Source organism: Atopobium sp. oral taxon 416, from assembly GCF_018128285.1.
GTDB lineage: Bacteria > Actinomycetota > Coriobacteriia > Coriobacteriales > Atopobiaceae > Olsenella_L.
Genome location: NZ_CP072380.1, coordinates 74,473 through 92,286 on the forward strand (window position 1 = coordinate 74,473; position 17,814 = coordinate 92,286).

19 protein-coding genes and 2 tRNA genes are annotated in these 17,814 nt (G+C 56.0%); 20 read left to right on the top strand and 1 reads right to left on the bottom strand.

Annotated features, from left to right (window positions below; translation table 11 throughout):
* The first annotated feature begins 4 nt into the window (after positions 1-4).
* The 4 genes from J4859_RS00365 (at position 5) to typA (ending at position 3,939) form a co-directional block, all read left to right on the top strand.
* On the top strand, positions 5-769 hold the full coding sequence (locus J4859_RS00365) for a GntR family transcriptional regulator (RefSeq protein WP_212331629.1): 765 nt from the start codon (positions 5-7) through the stop codon (positions 767-769).
* Positions 762-1,481, top strand: coding sequence for a GntR family transcriptional regulator (locus J4859_RS00370; protein ID WP_212331630.1), 720 nt, complete (start codon positions 762-764; stop codon positions 1,479-1,481). The genes J4859_RS00365 and J4859_RS00370 overlap by 8 nt, the downstream gene beginning before the upstream one ends.
* Positions 1,482-1,497: 16 nt before the next feature.
* Entirely contained in the window at positions 1,498-1,935 is a 438-nt protein-coding gene (locus J4859_RS00375) for a hypothetical protein (protein ID WP_249113697.1), read from the top strand.
* Between the two features lie 165 nt (positions 1,936-2,100).
* Positions 2,101-3,939 carry a translational GTPase TypA gene (gene typA / locus J4859_RS00380; RefSeq protein ID WP_212331634.1) on the top strand — a complete coding sequence of 613 codons (1,839 nt, stop codon included), beginning with the start codon at positions 2,101-2,103 and terminating at the stop codon, positions 3,937-3,939.
* 41 nt (positions 3,940-3,980) lie between these two features.
* Here the strand turns inward: typA and J4859_RS00385 are convergent, their stop codons facing one another.
* Positions 3,981-4,754, bottom strand: coding sequence for a trimeric intracellular cation channel family protein (locus tag J4859_RS00385; protein WP_212331638.1), 774 nt, complete (start codon positions 4,752-4,754; stop codon positions 3,981-3,983).
* Positions 4,755-4,873: 119 nt separating this feature from the next.
* On the opposite strand from J4859_RS00385, the gene J4859_RS00390 reads away from it, so the two are divergent.
* The 16 genes from J4859_RS00390 (at position 4,874) to srtB (ending at position 17,798) form a co-directional block, all read left to right on the top strand.
* Positions 4,874-4,964, top strand: a tRNA-Ser gene (locus J4859_RS00390).
* A gap of 45 nt (positions 4,965-5,009) precedes the next feature.
* Positions 5,010-5,100: transfer RNA gene (locus J4859_RS00395), tRNA-Ser, on the top strand.
* Between the two features lie 191 nt (positions 5,101-5,291).
* Positions 5,292-6,320, top strand: coding sequence for a DUF4013 domain-containing protein (locus J4859_RS00400; RefSeq protein ID WP_212331639.1), 1,029 nt, complete (start codon positions 5,292-5,294; stop codon positions 6,318-6,320).
* Between the two features lie 255 nt (positions 6,321-6,575).
* Positions 6,576-6,869, top strand: a complete 294-nt coding sequence (gene rpsF / locus J4859_RS00405) for a 30S ribosomal protein S6 (protein WP_212331641.1) — start codon at positions 6,576-6,578, stop codon at positions 6,867-6,869.
* Between the two features lie 48 nt (positions 6,870-6,917).
* Positions 6,918-7,442, top strand: a complete 525-nt coding sequence (locus tag J4859_RS00410; protein WP_212331643.1) for a single-stranded DNA-binding protein — start codon at positions 6,918-6,920, stop codon at positions 7,440-7,442.
* 33 nt (positions 7,443-7,475) lie between these two features.
* The gene (gene rpsR, locus J4859_RS00415) at positions 7,476-7,766 is read left to right on the top strand and encodes a 30S ribosomal protein S18 (protein ID WP_212331645.1); all 291 of its coding nucleotides are present in this window, start codon (positions 7,476-7,478) and stop codon (positions 7,764-7,766) included.
* 35 nt (positions 7,767-7,801) lie between these two features.
* Entirely contained in the window at positions 7,802-8,806 is a 1,005-nt protein-coding gene (locus J4859_RS00420) for a DUF2232 domain-containing protein (RefSeq protein WP_212331647.1), read from the top strand.
* A 24-nt stretch (positions 8,807-8,830) separates the two neighbouring features.
* Positions 8,831-9,382, top strand: a complete 552-nt coding sequence (rplI, locus tag J4859_RS00425; RefSeq protein ID WP_212331648.1) for a 50S ribosomal protein L9 — start codon at positions 8,831-8,833, stop codon at positions 9,380-9,382.
* Positions 9,383-9,671: 289 nt separating this feature from the next.
* Positions 9,672-11,069 carry a replicative DNA helicase gene (gene dnaB / locus J4859_RS00430; RefSeq protein ID WP_371812113.1) on the top strand — a complete coding sequence of 466 codons (1,398 nt, stop codon included), beginning with the start codon at positions 9,672-9,674 and terminating at the stop codon, positions 11,067-11,069.
* 134 nt (positions 11,070-11,203) lie between these two features.
* Positions 11,204-12,484, top strand: a complete 1,281-nt coding sequence (locus J4859_RS00435; protein ID WP_212331649.1) for an adenylosuccinate synthase — start codon at positions 11,204-11,206, stop codon at positions 12,482-12,484.
* Between the two features lie 69 nt (positions 12,485-12,553).
* Positions 12,554-13,852: a phosphoribosylamine--glycine ligase gene (purD, locus tag J4859_RS00440; RefSeq protein ID WP_212331651.1), complete on the top strand. Its 1,299-nt coding sequence runs from the start codon at positions 12,554-12,556 to the stop codon at positions 13,850-13,852.
* Between the two features lie 17 nt (positions 13,853-13,869).
* Positions 13,870-14,622 (top strand): NUDIX domain-containing protein, encoded by a 753-nt coding sequence (locus J4859_RS00445; RefSeq protein ID WP_212331653.1) that lies wholly within the window; start codon positions 13,870-13,872, stop codon positions 14,620-14,622.
* Positions 14,623-14,864: 242 nt separating this feature from the next.
* The gene (locus J4859_RS00450; RefSeq protein ID WP_212331655.1) at positions 14,865-15,773 is read left to right on the top strand and encodes a hypothetical protein; all 909 of its coding nucleotides are present in this window, start codon (positions 14,865-14,867) and stop codon (positions 15,771-15,773) included.
* A gap of 54 nt (positions 15,774-15,827) precedes the next feature.
* On the top strand, positions 15,828-16,289 hold the full coding sequence (purE, locus tag J4859_RS00455; protein ID WP_212331657.1) for a 5-(carboxyamino)imidazole ribonucleotide mutase: 462 nt from the start codon (positions 15,828-15,830) through the stop codon (positions 16,287-16,289).
* 20 nt (positions 16,290-16,309) lie between these two features.
* Positions 16,310-16,756 carry a GatB/YqeY domain-containing protein gene (locus J4859_RS00460; RefSeq protein ID WP_212331660.1) on the top strand — a complete coding sequence of 149 codons (447 nt, stop codon included), beginning with the start codon at positions 16,310-16,312 and terminating at the stop codon, positions 16,754-16,756.
* 19 nt (positions 16,757-16,775) lie between these two features.
* Positions 16,776-17,798 (top strand): class B sortase, encoded by a 1,023-nt coding sequence (gene srtB / locus J4859_RS00465; protein ID WP_212331663.1) that lies wholly within the window; start codon positions 16,776-16,778, stop codon positions 17,796-17,798.
* The last annotated feature ends 16 nt before the right edge of the window (positions 17,799-17,814 follow it).

The window sequence follows — 17,814 nt, forward strand, 5'->3', positions numbered from 1 at the left end:
TACTATGGATACACAGAATATCACTCCCTCAGATATGGCATATGAGAATATCCTTGCGTATCTTGCACAGCACCACCTCAAGGAAGGCGATAAGCTGCCTGCCGAACGAGATCTCTGTGGAGCTTGGGGTATCTCCAGAACGGCCCTGAGGGCGGCCCTCAAAAATCTGATCAGCCTGCACGTGTTGGAGAGCCGTGGAGGATCGGGGACCTATGTCGCGATGAGGCGCCCACAGTCAAATTGCCGGGGCTACAACGGCTTTTCCGACACGGTGCGTGCGGCTGACAAAGTGCCGAGTTCCCAGGTGATCTACGCCCGTGAGGAAGTGGCGGACGAGCATGTAGCGCGCAAACTCAAGCTTAAGGTCGCCGACCCTATCTTCGAGCTGAGACGTTTGAGGAAGATCGACAACAAGCCCTGCATGATCGAGACGGTGTACCTCAACACCGCAGTCTGCCCCGGCATCTCGGAGTATGACTTCACGGATGTGTCCCTTGTCGACACGTTGCGCGAACACTACCATGTGGATCTGCCCCATGGGGAAGTAAAGCTCTCTATCACGCGGGCCGATGCTCAAGAGGCAACATATCTGCAGATTGTGGAAGGGACCCCCGTCTATTTCCAGACCGGCGTATCCAAGCAGGAAGACTTGAGGTGTGTTGAATACTTCAAGGCGGTCATTCGGCCGGATATGTATAGCTTCTATGCGCGTCAATCGGGCCTTGCCCGAGGAAAACGAATACCGGAGCGGGTGATCGGCAATGGCTGATACAGATACCCACATGCCACGTTACCAGCAGCTGCGGGAAGCTATTCGCACTAAAATCGAGGATGAGGACTATCCCGTAGGGACTATGCTGCCCTCTGAGCATGAGTTGGCGCAGGAGTTTGGTACTACATGCCAGACCGTACGCAATGCCTATGCCGCGCTCGAAGACGAAGGGCTTGTGAGACGGGCCCAAGGCAAAGGGGTCTTTGTCGATGCGGATCAGCTCGGCACCTTGGATGTCGGTGACGGGAGGAGCTTCCGCCAAAGTACGATCGCCGAAGGTGCGCAGCCGAGCGTCAGGATCCTCTCACATGAGAAGCGGGAGGCAGGACCCTGGTATGCTCGGCTCTTCTCGATCGATGTCCATGATCCGCTCTACGTGATCCGAAGGGTGAATAGCGTCAACAAGACGCCGCTCTCCTATGAGCGCACGGTCGTGCCGCTCATGCGGTTTCCCCGTCTCGAGGGGATCAATATCTCCGTCTTCTCACTCTATGAGGTGTTTGGGTTCTACGGGAAAGTGGTCGATGCAACAGCTGAGCACTTGGAGATCGTGGAGCTCGATGCAAAGGAAGCCCGGCTCTTAGGTATGGAAGCGGGAAGACCGGCGATGGCATACAACTGCCTGAGCTATGACCAGGACGGCTTGGTGATCGAACAGACCCGTACCCTCAGGAGAGGCGATCTGGGTTTCTATACGGTGCACTATTGAGGCTATGAGGTTCGTGATGGAGAGAAAAGAAGGGGTGTCGCCAGAGCTCGATGCGCTCTCCTGTAACCTGATGGGACAGGTGTTTGACCTGCTCGCGGATGGCAAGGAAGTGCCGGTACTGCTCGCGGTGCAGGACCCTCAAGGCCATATGGTCTCCTATCAGTTCTCCGATGATGGAATTGAAGCGTGCATCGAAGGGGCGCACACCTGCGTGCAGAATCTGAAGAGATCTAAAGGAGACAAAAGAGCTGGCATCGGGGTACCCCAGCGTTACGCGCTTGTCTATGAGGGCGCGGTGGCGGATGACAAAGGTGCCTATCAGGATGCGATTTTGCTCGAATTTGGTGAAGTCGGCTACCACACGTACTCTGCGTACTCGCTCTATAAGGGCCGAGGGGATGCGTTCCAGTGGACCGATCCGGCCCCTGCAGGCGAACTCGACGACCTCCTGTAGCTGCACTAACTCTTCTAAGACCGAAAATTCAATGGAAGAGTCCACTTTCTACACACACAGCGTTTTTTCTTCCACTATATTTGCAGGTGTGGATAGATAGACGGGGACATATTTTTGACTGCTGTATAACGAATGAGCTATCTGCAGTAAATATGGAAGGGATATATGCTTCAAAAGCAAATCAGAAATATTGCTATCATTGCGCATGTCGACCACGGTAAGACAACGCTCGTTGACAAACTCCTGAAGGCCACCGATGCCTTCAGAGCGAACCAAGAAGTTCAGGACCGTGTCCTTGATTCCAACGCTCAGGAGCGTGAGCGTGGCATCACGATCCTTTCAAAGAATATCTCGATCGAGTATAAAGGCATCAAGATCAATGTGATCGATACACCTGGCCACGCTGACTTCGGTGGCGAGGTTGAGCGTGTCCTCAAGATGGCTGACGGCGCGCTGCTCTTGGTCGATGCCGCTGAGGGTCCGATGCCGCAGACTCGCTTTGTCCTGCGCCGCGCAATCGATGCGAGCCTCGCTATCATGCTCGTTATCAACAAGATCGACCGTGAGGGCGCCAACCCTGAGAAGGCGATGGATGACTCGATCGACCTGATGATGGATCTGGGCGCCTCCGACGAGCAGATCGAGTTCACGATGGACCACGTGATCTACGCTTCCGCGGTCAACGGCTATGCTCGCCTGAAGCCGGACGACGGCAACATGGACATGTACCCGATGCTCGATATGATCGTTAACGATATGCCCGCCCCCGATGTGGATCCTGACGGCCCGCTTGCGATGCAGGTTGTCACGATCGACCACTCAGACTATGTGGGTAGAATCGGCGTCGGCCGTGTGTACTCCGGTACCATCCACCAAAACGATAGGATCCTCGTCGTGAAAAACGACGGTTCCCGCACTACTGCCCAGGTGAAGCAGCTCTTTACCTTTGACTATCTGGGCCGCAAGGAGTGCGACGAGGTCGTCGCCGGCGATATCGGTGCAGTCGTCGGTGTCGACAGAACCGATATCGGTGATGTCTACACTGATCCGGACAAGCCGGTTGAGCTGCCCCCGATCGAGATCGGTCCGCCGACCCTGTCCGTAATCTTTGAGCCTTCTACTTCACCTCTGGTGGGGCAGGACGGTGATATCGTTGGTGGCCGTCAGCTCAAACAGCGTTTGATGCAGGAGCGTGAGAACAATGTCACGATGCGTATCGAGGAGCTCCCTGACAAGACCGGCGTTGAGGTTGCCGGCCGCGGCATCCTGCACCTGTCAGTCCTGATGGAGGACATGCGCCGTGAAGGCTACGAGTTCCAGGTCGGCCGTCCGCGCGTGCTCTACAAGAAAGATAAGGACAACAACCGTCTCGAGCCGATCGAGCAGGCCGTAGTCGAGTGCCTGGGCGAGTACTCCGGCAAAGTGATCGAGCTCTTCGGTAACGTGGGCGGCAACATGATGCAGATGGAGCAGGGCAAGACTATGTGCCACCTGGAGTTCGAGATCCCGACCCGTGGCATCATGGGTCTCAAGAACCGCATCCTGAATGTGACACATGGTGAAGGTGTCTTCTATCACACCTTCCTGAAGTATGGCCCCTATGAGGGAGAGATCGGTGGCCGCACCAACGGCGCGATGATCTCCATGTCTACGGAGAAGGCTGTCGCCTATGCACTGGGTACCCTTCAGGATCGTGGCACCCTGTTCATTGAGCCGGGTACGCAGTGCTATGAGGGTATGATCGTGGGTGAGCGTTCGCGGCCAGGTGATATGGTCGTCAATGTGGCCCGCACGAAGAACCTGGGCAACCAGCGTTCCTCCACGGCGGATATTGCGGTGCAGCTGACGCCGCCGCGTACCTTCACGCTCGAGGAGGCCCTCCAGTACATTATGGATGACGAACTTGTCGAGGTGACGCCGAAGCATGTCCGCATGCGCAAGCGTATCCTGAATGAGATCGAGCGCAGAAAGTGGCGCGTCCGCCATGGACTGGTCAACAAATAGTTGTGTGTCTCTCGTGCCTGCTTCGAAAGGAGCAGGCATTTTTAGCGCCGGTGATGCTGATCGATGCGCTTGGCACGCCTGAGTGCCCGCACTTTTCTCATTCTCCGTTCAGCTCTCGAGACTGAGCTTTCCGCTCGGTGGACCTGCGAGCGTACGCGGGGAGTCAGGTCAACATTGGTCGGGGACATGATGTGGTAGCGCATGGAGGTGTGGCGAAGTCCCACCGTCACCAGGGTGCAGACGAGTGCACACACAATCTTGTTGAAGCCGATCGCGACGCAGAAGAGATAGGAGAGGGAGCCTGCCACGGCGCACAGGGCGTAGAGGTTGGATTTCCTAAAGATCCTGGGGATGTCACCCAAAAAGACATCCCTGAGCATGCCGCCGCCCACGGCGGTGAGCGTACCCATCAAGACTACGGCCCATGGATTCAATCCCCAGACAACTGCTTTATCGGTGCCTGAGATCGCAAAGAGGCTCACCGAGAGGATATCGGACCATTCCAACGCAGCAGGATTTGAGAAGAACGGCGTCGGAAAGAAGAAGGTAACAAGGGCGATGATCACGGTTCCGGGGATCGCGTAGTGGGAATCCAGCATGTAGACGCCGCCGCGCTGCATAACCATATCGCGCAGGAGCCCGCCGCCGAGCCCGCAGAGTATGGAGAGTGCGATAAATCCGACGAGATCGAGGTTCCGTTTCTTTGCCACAATGCAGCCGGTTAAGGCGCCGACCACAACGGAGGTCAGATCCAGCCAGGGAGGAATCGGGATTGCCGCGCCGCGTGAGGCGCCGGTAAAGAGAAAATCAAGCATCGAAGCGACCGTTCAGCGACGATTCAGCAGAGTTCCGTGTGAGTGTAGCATCTCATGAAGAAAAAAATAATGGTGGTAAATACGGTGCAAGTATTGTACACTTTCCTATGCGGTTTTAGGGAGAGTTGTCCGAGTGGCCGAAGGAGCACGATTGGAAATCGTGTATACGTCTAAAGCGTATCCTGGGTTCAAATCCCAGACTCTCCGCCAGCCAATGTCTGTGGCGTCCCGCTGGGGGCGCCACGTTTTGTAAATGGAGAGGTGGCAGAGTGGCCGAATGCGGCGGTCTCGAAAACCGTTTACCTCTATTTGAGGTACGTGAGTTCGAATCTCACCCTCTCCGCCATTTTTATTTGAGGCCACACCATTGATACATTGATATATACCTCACCCTCCAGGTTCTTTTGATCTTTCGGTATATGCCGTGCGATATGTAATTTACATAGTGACGTCGCCTTTGTGCAGTGGTGCGGGTAATAAGATGAGGTATAGATAACTGACGAAGCTATAGAGCCAACCATATTGAGCGAGGAAGCTATGGCCTATACAAGAGATCGCTACATCACGCGCTCGTGGGAGATGCTTTCCCATGACAAAGGATGGTATAAACCGCTGCTAGTAATTCCACTTGCTCTGGTGGTGCCGGTGGTGGGCTACCTGGGGGTTCAGGGGTACCGGTTTGAGTGGGCCCGGCTCACCGCTTGGGGCCTTGATACCTATCCCAAGCAGGAACGTGTGTCTTGCGGCAAATGCATCCGGAGCGGCTGGCGCGTCTTTGTCGCTGGATTAGGGTATTTTCTGGTCGCGCTGCTGATCGGCATGTTTATCTTCCCGGACAATCCCAAAACGACGCCCGGGCTCTTCGAGCTTGCCCTGGCGGCGATTTGGGTGACCATCGAATGCGTCGCTTGCCTGCGTGCGGTGATCTACCAGCGGTTCTCCGCCGGCTACCAGATCAACCGGGTCTGGGACATGCTGAAGCATGACTTCGGCAACCTTCTCGTTATCGCCGGCTTCTATTTTCTGGGGCACGTGATGGCGATGGGAGTTGGAACGCTCCTTGCCCTGAGCATTGCGGCTTCAAACCTTTCCAGCATCGGTTATGCACTCATGGGGCTGATGAGCGGCACCTATCCCGGTGCAATCCTGCGCATGCTTCTATCCGTCACCTCGCTGGCCCCGGGCTTGATCCTTGCCGCCTACGCGTATGGGCTGCTCGACAATGTGATCCGCATGGTGAGTATCAATGCCGTAGGGCTCTGGATGCGGCAGTTTGAGGTCGCCAACTGGAAGGGTTCAGGCGATCCGCTTCCGACCGCGGCAGCCGATAAGAAGCAGGCTGAGGCAGCACCTCGCAATCCGCAGGCAGAAAACCAAGAGTTGCCTCAGGAAGAAACCCCTGCAAACCCTGTTGGGGAAGCGGTCCCTGTAAATCTGGCTGAAACTCCTCAGCAGGCACCGGATGTACGTCCCCAACAGACGGCTGAGGCAGGCGATAAGGAAACACAGACTGCGACCCTCCCGATGCCACGGCCCCCTGAGGACACAGATCATCCGCAGAAATAGCTCGGGTTGATGAGAAGCGATTGAGTTCTTCTGACAGGCAGGCATAGCGGTGCTTGTCTGTACGACCACTGATCGTAAGTCTGATATTTCTGTCAGAGGTCTCCTCTACACTGGTCGTGTGCAGGAATGGGCTCATTGAAATGTGGAAATATAGGCAAACAAATATCGATGTGTTACTATAAATCGTCAGGCCTATCCTACTTGGGGCTATCCTTCTTTAACCCTGAGTCATTTGTCCAGAGGGGGTGAGCGTTCATGAAGGCTTATGAACTATTGTTTTTCGTCGATCCGGCTACCGACGAGCAGACACGCGCGGGTGTTATGAAACGTGCCGAGGTAGCTATCACTGCCAACGGTGGCAAAGTCGACGACGTCGATAACTGGGGCAAGCGTAAACTTGCTTACGAGATTGACGGCCTTACCGAGGGTGACTACACCCTCATCAATTTCCATGCTAATGCGTCCGATATCGCAGAGCTCGATCGTATCCTGCGCATCAACGATGCAGTCAAGCGTCACATGATTGTGGCCCGTCCTGACAAGGATTAGTCATGGGATAGGTGGGGAAGACTCACCTTTTGAGAGGTAGTGAGAAGAATGAGCATAAACAGAGTCACGATTTCCGGCAACCTGACACGCGACGGTGAGCTCAGGGCTACTGCGAGTGGTACTTCGGTACTGACCTTTGGAGTAGCGGTCAATGATCGGAGACGCAACGCTTCCGGTGAGTGGGAGGATTACCCTAACTTTATCGATTGCGTCATGTTCGGAACCCGTGCCGACAGCCTTGCTCGATATCTCACCAAAGGCACGAAGGTTTGCATCGATGGCAAGCTTCGCTACTCTTCGTGGGAGACTGACGGCCAGCGCCGCAGCAGGATCGAAGTCATCGTGAACGATCTTGACTTTATGAGCTCACGTAGAAATGGGAATGGGGATGCTTCATACAACCAGAGCTCTTCCTATAGTGGCTCAGACCAGGCGCCTGCCTACGGCAGCAGAAATCAAAGCGAAAGCTTTGCTGCCCCGGCCCCGAAGCCTTCAACAGGAGGGTCCTCTCAGGATCGTCCGACGCAGGCACCGCCTTCGTCCGATGTCTACGACGAGGACATACCGTTCTAGTAACTTTAAGCAAAGAAATCAGGTGATTGACACTTGAGGAAGTCAAAGGACAAATCTCAAGATTATCAGCGCCAACAGCACCGTAAATATTGTCAGTTCTGCAAGGATGGAGTGGACTACATCGACTATAAAGATGTCCAGCTTCTCCGTAAGTACACGACTGACCGTAGCAAGATCAAGCCGCGTCGTGTGACTGGCGCATGCACGCAGCACCAGCGTGCTCTCGCAATCGCTATCAAGCGTGCCCGTGAGATGGCACTGCTCCCATATGCGGTGAGCGTAGTATCCAATCGTGGTCGTGGCCGCAATCGCGATCACGACTAATGCGCGACGAGTACTCGAGCGGAGTTAATGCGAACGTGGATGATGAGAGAGACAGACATCTGAATATGGGAGGCGGACTTGTGCCGTATGACACAAAGCCGTCGGATAATCAGGCTCCTGAGCCGTTGCGCTTTGGGGTGTTCTGGTGTCTGGCTGCAGGTGCAGTCGCAGGGTATATCCCGGTGCTGGCAAGTTTTGCCGGAGCCTATGGGACGTGCTTGTGCACCTATCAAAAAGGCTGGAAGCGGATCCTTGCTGCATTGATCTCGTTGCTTGCACCGAGTGTCGCGATCGCCCTTCTGGTGCCGAGCCTAAGAGTTGGCGATGTGGTGGTACCGACGCTGGTTGGGTTTGCCTTCGGGCTGCTCACCGCAAAAAAGCGCCTCAATGGGAACACCGTTGCACTGACCAGTGCGGCGGCTGTCGCAATGCTCATTGGAAGTGACGCAGTTAGCTCTGCAGCCACCGGCACGACCCTATCCCAGAATATGGCCTCGTTGATCAATGAGGCTGTATCCGCAGCGAATGTGGGCGGGGACCCACAGATGCAGGCTATGGCTGACCGGGTCCGCGAGAGCTTGTCGCTCTACTGGCCGTTACTCTACGGTGTGGTTGCTGTGGTCTACGGATTCTGTGCTTGGTTGGGTGTCGTGATGTTCACACACTCGGTCACGTTTGGGTCTGAGTACAAGGTACAGTTCCGCACCTTTGAGGCACCGACGTGGATCCTCGCAATCATGGTTGTGGGGTTTGCGATCTACATTGCCCAGCGCAATGGGACGCAGATGCCTCGGGAGGTCGTCTTTATCGGCCTCAACCTGATGCAGGGCGCCCGCTTCTTTGTGGTGCTCCAGGGTTTGGCACTGACGGTGTGGTTCTTGGCATCGCACGGTGTCGGGAAGTTCGGTCAGGCGCTGGCTTTCATCTTTGGTATCCAGCTTGAGTATTCATTTTTCGTAATGAGTGTCTTCGGCTTTGTTGATGGACTTGCCCACTTTCGGGATTGGCCGAAAAAGGACAAATCCGATGGGCAAGCCTGAGGCTAAGATTTAAGGAGTGTCCCAATGAAAGTCATCCTTATGGGTGAGCTCAGGGGCAAGGGCGGCGAAGGCGATATCGTCGATGTCGCTCAGGGCTACGCAGAGAACTATCTGTTCCCGAACAGAATGGCCCAGCCGGCTACCCCTGGCAATATTAAGCAACTTGAGGAGCGCCGTCACAACATTGCAGAGCGCGAAGCAAAGCGTATTGCTGATGCTAACGCGCTCAAGCAGACGCTTGACGGCAAATCTGTTACCGTCGAGGCGAGAATCGGCGACGACGGGCAGCTGTTTGGCTCCGTCACTACCTCGATGATCGCTGACGCAATCAAAGAGCAGCTCAACGTCGAGGTCGACCGCAAGCGTATTGAGCATGCTGCCGCTATCAAGACAGTTGGCCGTCACCAGATCACCATCAACCTCTACCGCGATATCGACGCTGAGCTGACTGTGCTCGTGGGCGTTGACGAAAAGGAGCCCGAGGAAGAGGCCGAGGCCTCTGAGGCAGACGAGGGCGAGAACGCTGAGGCTGAGAAGCCGGCTGAGGAAGCTGCAGAAGCGCCTGCTGAGCAGTAATACCGCCTGCTGAACAGTAATACCGCCTGCAGAATAAGCCTTACCTATGGGTGAGCCCCCTTTTGAGTGTTATGACGCTCGAGAGGGGGCTTTGCAGGTAGGCAGGCCCTCGATCGCGCTGATTGTTTGAGTCTTTAAGATCTGTGCTGTGATCCTTAGCAGACAGGCTAAGGCTGAAGGTCCGCCATCGGTGAGCGTGGTGGGCAGTATAGTAATGCTTGCCCACATACATATATAGATAGAGAGTACTTGTGATGTATCTCCCTCGGCGGTGAGGGAAGGAGAGACGATGCCCAATCCAGAAGATATGCCGGGTATACACGATGATGCTGCACGCCTGTCGCAGGCTGGCATGCCTCAGGACCGGGCAGCAGAGGCCTCCGTGCTTTCGGCGATGATCCTCTCGGAAGACGCCCGTCAGGATGCGCTGCTCGATCTTACAGAGGACGATTTCTACGTGCCCTCGAACCGTATGATCTTCTGGGCAATCCGTGATCTCTTTAACGAAGGGGAGCAGGCTGACCCGGTTACCCTTGCCGATTACCTCAAATCCAAGAATCAGCTTCAGCGGGCCGGCGGAAGTGCCTATCTTGTCGAGTTGGCGGGTAACTCATTTTCCCTGGCCAGTTGGCGCCACCATGCGGAAATCCTCAAACGTGACAGCACGCTGAGGAGGCTGATCAACGCCGCTTCCAATGTGACGGCGCTCGCCTACGATGCGCCTGAAGACGTCCAGGAGGTGGTTGATCAATCAGAGAAGCTGATTCTGGATGCCACGGAGTCCGACGTTAAAAGTGAGTACTCCACCATGGAACAGGTGATGGGGGAACTCTACAACGAGTTGGGTGAGATGGCCAAGCAGGACACCAAGCTCCTCGGTGTCAAAACGGGTTATCGCGGGATCGACCGGCAGCTCTTGGGGCTGCGCCCCGGACAGATGATCGTAATCGGCGCACGCCCAGGCGTCGGCAAGACCTCGTTTGCCCTGAATCTGGCGGTCAATGCGGCGGCCGACGGCACGAGCGTCGCCCTCTTCTCACTCGAGATGAGTAAAGCCGAAATCGCGCAGCGTTTGCTAGCGGCTCAGGCGCGCATCAAGCTGACGGACATCCGCGCCGGCAATATCCGCGACAATCAGTGGGAACAGGTGCTGCAGGCGACGCAGGACCTCTCGCAGCTTGACATTATGATCGACGATACGCCGGGCACGACGATCACCGAGATCAGAGCCAAAGCGCGGCGTATGCTGCACGGTAAAGAGGGCAATGCGTTGGTCATCATTGACTACCTCCAGCTCGTTTCCCCGCCTTCGGGCGGCAGGCGCTCCGACAGCCGCGCCACCGAGGTCTCCGAGATGTCTCGCGGCATTAAGATCATGGCAAAGGATCTACATGTACCGGTGGTCGCGCTCTCGCAGCTCTCCCGTCAGGTGGAGTCGCGTACCGGTAAGACCCCGCAGCTCTCCGACCTGCGCGAGTCCGGCGCTATCGAGCAGGACGCCGATATCGTTATCCTTCTCGATCGGTCGATGACGGAGGAGGAGGCAGCCCGCAACGACCGCCCGGACAAAAACATTACGAACTTCATTATCGCGAAGAACCGTTCAGGCCCGCTCGGGGTGGTACCGCTGACCTTCCTGGGAGGCTCCACGAAGTTCGTGGAAGTCGACCAGCACCACGAGCCGTAGCTACTGCTGGTGTGCTGACACCCTGTGCACGCGCCTTATTGGCGCACATAGGGTGTCTGCTGCCGTATACTGGAGAAGTCCTTAAGATCGTGAGGCACAGATCAGTTGAAACTACCGTCTGGGGGAGGATTCACATGCCAGCATCAGTGCTTGTCGGCACACAGTGGGGCGACGAAGGCAAGGGCAAGGTCACCGATCTAATCTCTGGGGATTTCGATGTAGTTTGCAGATACGCTGGAGGCGCTAACGCGGGCCATACGGTCATCGCGGGTGGCCACAAGCTCGCACTGCATCAGGTACCTTCGGGCGTCATGTACAAAGGCGTCTACCCGGTTATCGGCAACGGCTGCATTGTGGATCCTGAGGTCCTGCTCAACGAGATGGATATGCTCGAGAAGCAGGGTATCTCCTGCGAGGATCTGAAGATCTCCGGCAATGCCCATATCGTGATGCCCTATCACAAGGATCTGGACGGCGCACACGAGAAAAAGCTCGGCAAGAACCTGATCGGCACGACCAAACGCGGCGTCGGCCCCTGCTACATGGACAAGATGAACCGCACCGGTCTGCGTATGCAGGATATGCTCGATGGACACATCTTTCGTGAGAAGCTTGAGGCGGCGCTTGCCTACACCAATCCGATTCTAGAGAAGGTATACGGCCTGCCGACCTACACGGTCGATCAGATCTGTGAGACCTATCTGCCCTATGCGGAGCGCTTGAAGCCCTACATTATCGAGAGCTCCCGCTTCCTCAATGACCAGCTTGATGCCGGGAAGAACATCCTCTTCGAGGGTGCGCAGGCAACGATGCTCGATATCGACCACGGCACCTATCCGTTCGTGACGAGCTCCAACTGCACCGCCGGCGGCGCGGTGACCGGCTCTGGAGTAGGACCGACCCGCATCAGCCGTGTCTTGGGCGTCGCAAAGGCGTACCTCACCCGTGTCGGGTCAGGCCCCTTCCCGACGGAGCTCTTCGATGAGACGGGGGATAAGCTCGGTGAGGTCGGCCACGAGTACGGCGTGACGACCGGGCGAAAGCGTCGCTGCGGCTGGTACGACTCCGTCGTTGTCAACTATGCTGCTCGTGTCAACGGCTTAACCGATCTGGCGATCACCAAGCTCGACGTATTGGGCTGTCTGGATGAGATCAAGGTCTGCGTCGCCTACGAGTGCGGCGGAAAGACCTATCACACCGTCCCGGAGCACCAGAGCGTGTTCTACCATGCAAAGCCGGTCTATGAGACGCTGCCAGGTTGGAAATGCGACATCTCCAATGTGCGCAATTTCTACCAGCTGCCGCGTGAGGCCAAGGACTACATCGACTTTCTTGAGCAGCTTGCCGGCGTGAGGATCTCCATCATCACCGTTGGTCCGGATCGTGAGCAGACCATCAACCGTTACTGGAATTAATCGGATATGACAGGTAGGAAGGGTGCTCCAGGCACCCTTCCTACGTAGTTGGCAAAGGAGAGATGAAACGTGGCGAGCGATACAACCCTCAATATTTTGCTGTTGGGCTCCGGTGGGCGTGAGCATGCGCTGCTGAAGAAACTGGCTGAATCCCCGCATGCAGGGAAGCTCTACGTGGCTCCCGGCAACGGAGGCATGTACGATCTGGCCGAAAAAGTGGAGCTCGATATTGAATCTCCTGAGGCTGTCGCTGAGTTTGCCTCTGACCACGATATCGGCCTTGTAGTAATCGGCCCGGAAGCCCCACTTGTGGAGGGCGTCGCAGACGCGGTCCGCGCAAAGAATATTCCGGTCTTTGGTCCCGATAAAGCCGCTGCCCGCCTGGAGGGTTCCAAGCGGTTCGCCAAGGAGATCATGCAGCGTGCAGGCGTGCCGACCGCGAAGTACAAGAGCTTCACTGATGAGCAGGCCTGCCTTGACTATGTGCAATCGATCGGCGGCCCCTGTGTCGTGAAGGCCGATGGCCTTGCGGCAGGCAAGGGCGTCGTGGTTGCCCAGACAACTGAAGAAGCCCTTCAGGGCGTCAAGAACTGCTTCGCGGGACAGTTTGGCCAGGCCGGCTACACGGTTGTTATCGAAGAGATGCTCCAGGGGCCTGAATGCTCGCTGCTGGCACTGAGCGACGGCAAGGCCTTAGTTTCGCTGGCGACGAGTCAAGATCACAAACGCGCATATGACGGGGATCGTGGCCCCAACACCGGCGGCATGGGCGTCTATTCCCCGGTACCGATTCTGTTGCCCGGCGAGCTCGACCAGATGGTTTCAATGGAGCAAAAGGTCATCGATGAGCTGAGAAGTGAGGGTATCCCCTATACAGGCTGCCTCTATGGCGGCTTCATGCTCACTAAAGGCGGACCTAAGGTCCTCGAGTTCAACGCGCGCTTCGGCGACCCTGAAACCCAAGTCGTGCTCCCACGCATGAGGGGCGACCTCGTTGAAGCCTTCCTGGCCTGCGACAAGGGAACTCTGAGCCCGGACATGGTGAGCTGGGACAACGATTGGGCTGTGAGCGTCGTCCTCACGAGTGCCGGCTATCCGGGACACTATGAGGTCGGAAAGCGTATCTACGGTGTGAAGGATGCCGACGCAATGGACGGCGTCTTCGTCCACCATGCGGGAACCGCGCTCGATGACGAGGGAAATCTCGTGACGGCTGGTGGCCGCGTCCTCGATGTCACCGCGCTTGCACCGACCTTTGAGGATGCCCGTAACCGCGCCTATGAGGCCTGCGACAAGATCTGGTTTGAAGGGAAGACCTATCGCCACGATATCGGTATCAAAGCGATCAAAGGAAGAGAACAGCTCTAAACAAAGAGAGACAAAGCATGGGATCAAACAAGGAGCTACAAGAGAACCTTCCTTCTCAATCTGATATAGATTCAGCGAGGAATGAGGCACTGGACTCGCTGGGCAGAGTGACCGATGCCTATACCGTCGATGGGGAACGGTCGCACCACGATCACACCTCGGGTGCCCCGGAGAAACGTGACCTGGTGTTGGGGGAAGATGACCCCCGTGACAAAGGCCTGGAAGAGACCATCAACTCCGAGGATGTCGTCTATACCGGCACGCTCTTCAATGTCGACAAACTGACAGTGACGCTGCCAAACGGATCGAGAGGGGAGCGCGATGTGGTCAGGCACCCCGGCGCCGTCGCCGTCGTCGCGCTGACGGATGACGGGCATATCTGCCTGGTCCGCCAGTTCAGGGCGGCTCTGGGACGGGTAACCGTGGAAATCCCCGCGGGCAAACTGGACCCCGGCGAGGATCCTCTGGACTGCGCGCACCGTGAGCTCAGAGAGGAAACCGGATTCACCGCAAAGAAGATGGCCTACCTGACCACTATCGCTACCTCTGCGGGTTTTGCGGATGAGCTGATCCACATCTATATGGCTACCGGTCTCAGCCTCGCACGGAGCGATCCGGACGACGATGAGTTTATCAACGTGGATCTGGTCGATGTGTCTGAGCTGGTAAGTGCGGTGCTCGACGGCAGAATCGAAGATGCAAAGACGGTGGTGGGTGCACTGATCTGCGATTCCGTCCTCCATCGGCTGACGCCTGACAAGCAGGAATAAGCATTTGTGGTAGACACAACCAAGGCACGGTTCCTACGTGGGGACGGTGCCTTGATTGTTCAAAAACCGTGCTGTAGTGTTTGGCCGCAGATCCACCATGTTTTGTTGTTTGCCGCCCTTCTCGCATATACTGATACTATGTGGTGCAGAGTCTCTGTGCGTGTAGATGCATGCGCACGAAACGGCTCTGCCTACCTACCTTTAACAACCGGCGCCATTGCACCAAGAAAACGGGAGTACACATGCCCATAAAGCAGAGAAATGCTCTCAGCGGACAACAGGCAGAAGAGCTTTTTAAGAAAGTTGACGAGACTGGCCACAGCAATGAGGAAAAGGCTCGTCGGCAACGTTCCCGCAGGAGCCATAAAGGGCATGGGGTCGATGTCGATCCGCTTTCCGGCGACGACGCATCGGGGGATACCGTTGAGAAGTCGATCACCAAGGTCGCGGTTATCTTTATCGTGGTCGTGCTCGCGGTGATTGTCCTGTCACAGGTAGGTTGCGGCATCGTCCGAAGAATGAACACTGCCAACCTCTCCGAAGAGGTCAGCGTCAGAACGGTCGCCAGTGCGCTGCGCGGCGGCGTCGAATGGGGTAACGGCTTTACCCAGTTCCCTGAGGACTTCACCGTACAGGAAGCTTCCGAGCAATCTGGCCGTGTCGAGGTTACCGTTATCGACGAGAGCTCCCGTGACTCAATGGAGTGCTTCGCAGGTTCCCAGATTCAGGCAACCGCCTTCGCAGTCAATGCGCTGCTCAACCAGCATGTCGATACCGTGGTCTATCACGTGCAGGTCCACCGTGATGAGAATGGGAAGATCCAGCGTTCAGCCCTCTTCGGCTTCCTGAAGCCGAACGGTAACCTTGATTCGTTCATGACGTTCATCTGGAGGAAATCCACCTCCGCGAACGGCCGTGTGAATTTCACCTGCACGATCGCCGGTATGGACGAAGATATTCAGAGTAAGCTGCGTTCTGAGATCACGACGTGGTCGCCTCAGGAAATCCTGGGGCTCGGCAACAATGAGGCTAATATCACCACCAACACCGATACTAATTCATCCAGTTCCTCGGATAGGCAGTCCTCATCCGATTCGGGCACAACGGCTGACAGTTCGACGTCAGATACGTCGATGTCGACGGGTGAATAACTATTACCGGTGGCGCAGGGGTGTCCACCGACTGAACAGGGAGGTTTGATTTTCATGGCAGAAAAGCCGCTTGTCGGTATCATCGTAGGTTCCAAGTCAGATTTACCGACTATGGGAGCCTGCACCCAAGAGCTCGAAGAGTTCGGCGTCCCCTATGAGCTCGAGATCGCCTCAGCGCACCGCGCACCGCTGAAGGTGCAGAAGTGGGCGACGACCGCAGAGGAGCGGGGGCTCAAGGTCATTATCGCCGCAGCCGGCAAGGCGGCGCACTTGGGTGGCGTCGTGGCAGCCTATACGACGCTTCCGATCATCGGTGTTCCGCAGAAGACCTCTGATTTGGGTGGCATGGACTCACTTCTGTCTATGGTTCAGATGCCCTCCGGCGTGCCCGTTGCCTGTGTGGCAATCGGCGGTGCCAAGAATGCGGCTATCTATGCGACGCAGATTTTAGGTGCGACGATGCCTGAGTACCGTGAGAAGATCGCCGCTATGAAGAAAAAGATGGCTGAAGCTTAAACAGAAAGAAGTAGATAGCGTTGACAAAGGAAGAACTCTTAACTGAGATCAAAAATTCAATGAAGGCGCACGATAAGGTCAGGACCTCGATCCTGCGCCAGGTGCATCAGGCTATTAAGCAAGTTGAGATCGATGAGCGCCGTGACGCCACTGAGGATGATATCGCTGCGGCGGTGCAGAAACTGCAGAAGGTGACTGGGCAGGAGATCGATGGCCTCAAGAGGGGCGGAGCTAAGAGCCATGCTAAGCGTATCGCTGAGCTCTCCAAGCAGGCAGATATCTTAGGTTCACTGATCCACGTACTTTCAGGAAAAGAACTCGAAGATAAGATTGATACCCTGATACAACAGCTCGGTGCCACGACGAAACACGACATGGGCAAAATGATGGGTGTGCTAAACAGGGAAACCAAGGGAAGCTTCGACAAATCTGCAGCTGCCGCGTATCTCAACAAGAAGCTTTCATAGAGCAGTTAGGGAACCAGGTATGGCACGCCACTTTGCCAAAGAGAAACCTAACTATGGAGATGCCGCTGCTGCCGAGCAGGGGCAGCAGGCGGCCAATGTGTACGACAATGAGGAGGATGGGTACGCACAGACCCAAAATCCTTACAGTGCCGGGGCTGAGGGCACCACAATCCGCGAGGGGTATAAGTCGCTCGCTGACAGTGACCATGTAGTCACCAATGGTGCCAACCAGAATCCGAAAATGAGAAAGCGCAAAGGCGAAAAGCAGGAGAAGACCTACAAGCACCCTGCCTTACAGGTACTCTCAATCATCCTTCTGATCGCCGGCATCGTCCTGATTGCACTGGCAGGCTACTTATTCTGGCAGCAGCATGAGCGCTACCAGCAGCAGGAAGAGGTCAACGAACAGCTCGCCGTCTATGAATCGGGGAATGAGTCCGATGCCCCTATTATCGATTGGGCGGGCCTCGAAGCGATCAATTCAGATGTCGTCGGCTGGATCAAGATCCCCGGCACAGTGATCGACTACCCGGTCTATCAGGGTGCTACCAACGATACCTACCTGCGCCACACTGCAACCGGCGAGTACAGTCTGGGCGGGCAGGTCTTTATGGATTACCAAAATCAAGAGCCGGGCATGCTCGATCAGCAGACGCTCATCTATGGGCATCACCTGCTCGACGGCTCCATGTTTAAAGCGGTATCCGATATGGTCGACCAGGCTACCTTCGATTCGCATCCCACTGTGTGGTATGTGGACGAGAACAATACCTACTATGAGCTGGAACCGCTCCTGGTCTATAAGACCGTGGCAAGCGATGGCAATGTTCGCCAACTGAATTTCGATACCACCGATGCATTCCGTCAGTACCTCGCCGATTTGCTCGATAAGGTATCTGCCTCACGCCAGGATGCTCTGTCGGTCATCGGGCACACTGACCATGTGCTGACACTTATCACCTGTAACTATGATCATGGCTTAACTAATCCGAATCGAACGATTTTGATCTGTGTCCCAAAGTCTGAGGCACAGGATTCGTAGACGGTTGCATCGACCA

Bases quoted from the DNA above. Each gene is read 5' to 3' on its own strand.
- J4859_RS00365 (WP_212331629.1), top strand. From the start codon at position 5: ATGGATACACAGAATATCACTCCCTCAGATATGGCATATGAGAATATC.
- J4859_RS00370 (WP_212331630.1), top strand. From the start codon at position 762: ATGGCTGATACAGATACCCACATGCCACGTTACCAGCAGCTGCGGGAA.
- J4859_RS00375 (WP_249113697.1), top strand. From the start codon at position 1,498: ATGGAGAGAAAAGAAGGGGTGTCGCCAGAGCTCGATGCGCTCTCCTGT.
- typA (WP_212331634.1), top strand. From the start codon at position 2,101: ATGCTTCAAAAGCAAATCAGAAATATTGCTATCATTGCGCATGTCGAC.
- J4859_RS00385 (WP_212331638.1), bottom strand. From the start codon at position 4,754: ATGCTTGATTTTCTCTTTACCGGCGCCTCACGCGGCGCGGCAATCCCG.
- J4859_RS00400 (WP_212331639.1), top strand. From the start codon at position 5,292: ATGGCCTATACAAGAGATCGCTACATCACGCGCTCGTGGGAGATGCTT.
- rpsF (WP_212331641.1), top strand. From the start codon at position 6,576: ATGAAGGCTTATGAACTATTGTTTTTCGTCGATCCGGCTACCGACGAG.
- J4859_RS00410 (WP_212331643.1), top strand. From the start codon at position 6,918: ATGAGCATAAACAGAGTCACGATTTCCGGCAACCTGACACGCGACGGT.
- rplI (WP_212331648.1), top strand. From the start codon at position 8,831: ATGAAAGTCATCCTTATGGGTGAGCTCAGGGGCAAGGGCGGCGAAGGC.
- dnaB (WP_371812113.1), top strand. From the start codon at position 9,672: ATGCCCAATCCAGAAGATATGCCGGGTATACACGATGATGCTGCACGC.
- J4859_RS00435 (WP_212331649.1), top strand. From the start codon at position 11,204: ATGCCAGCATCAGTGCTTGTCGGCACACAGTGGGGCGACGAAGGCAAG.
- J4859_RS00445 (WP_212331653.1), top strand. From the start codon at position 13,870: ATGGGATCAAACAAGGAGCTACAAGAGAACCTTCCTTCTCAATCTGAT.
- J4859_RS00450 (WP_212331655.1), top strand. From the start codon at position 14,865: ATGCCCATAAAGCAGAGAAATGCTCTCAGCGGACAACAGGCAGAAGAG.
- purE (WP_212331657.1), top strand. From the start codon at position 15,828: ATGGCAGAAAAGCCGCTTGTCGGTATCATCGTAGGTTCCAAGTCAGAT.
- srtB (WP_212331663.1), top strand. From the start codon at position 16,776: ATGGCACGCCACTTTGCCAAAGAGAAACCTAACTATGGAGATGCCGCT.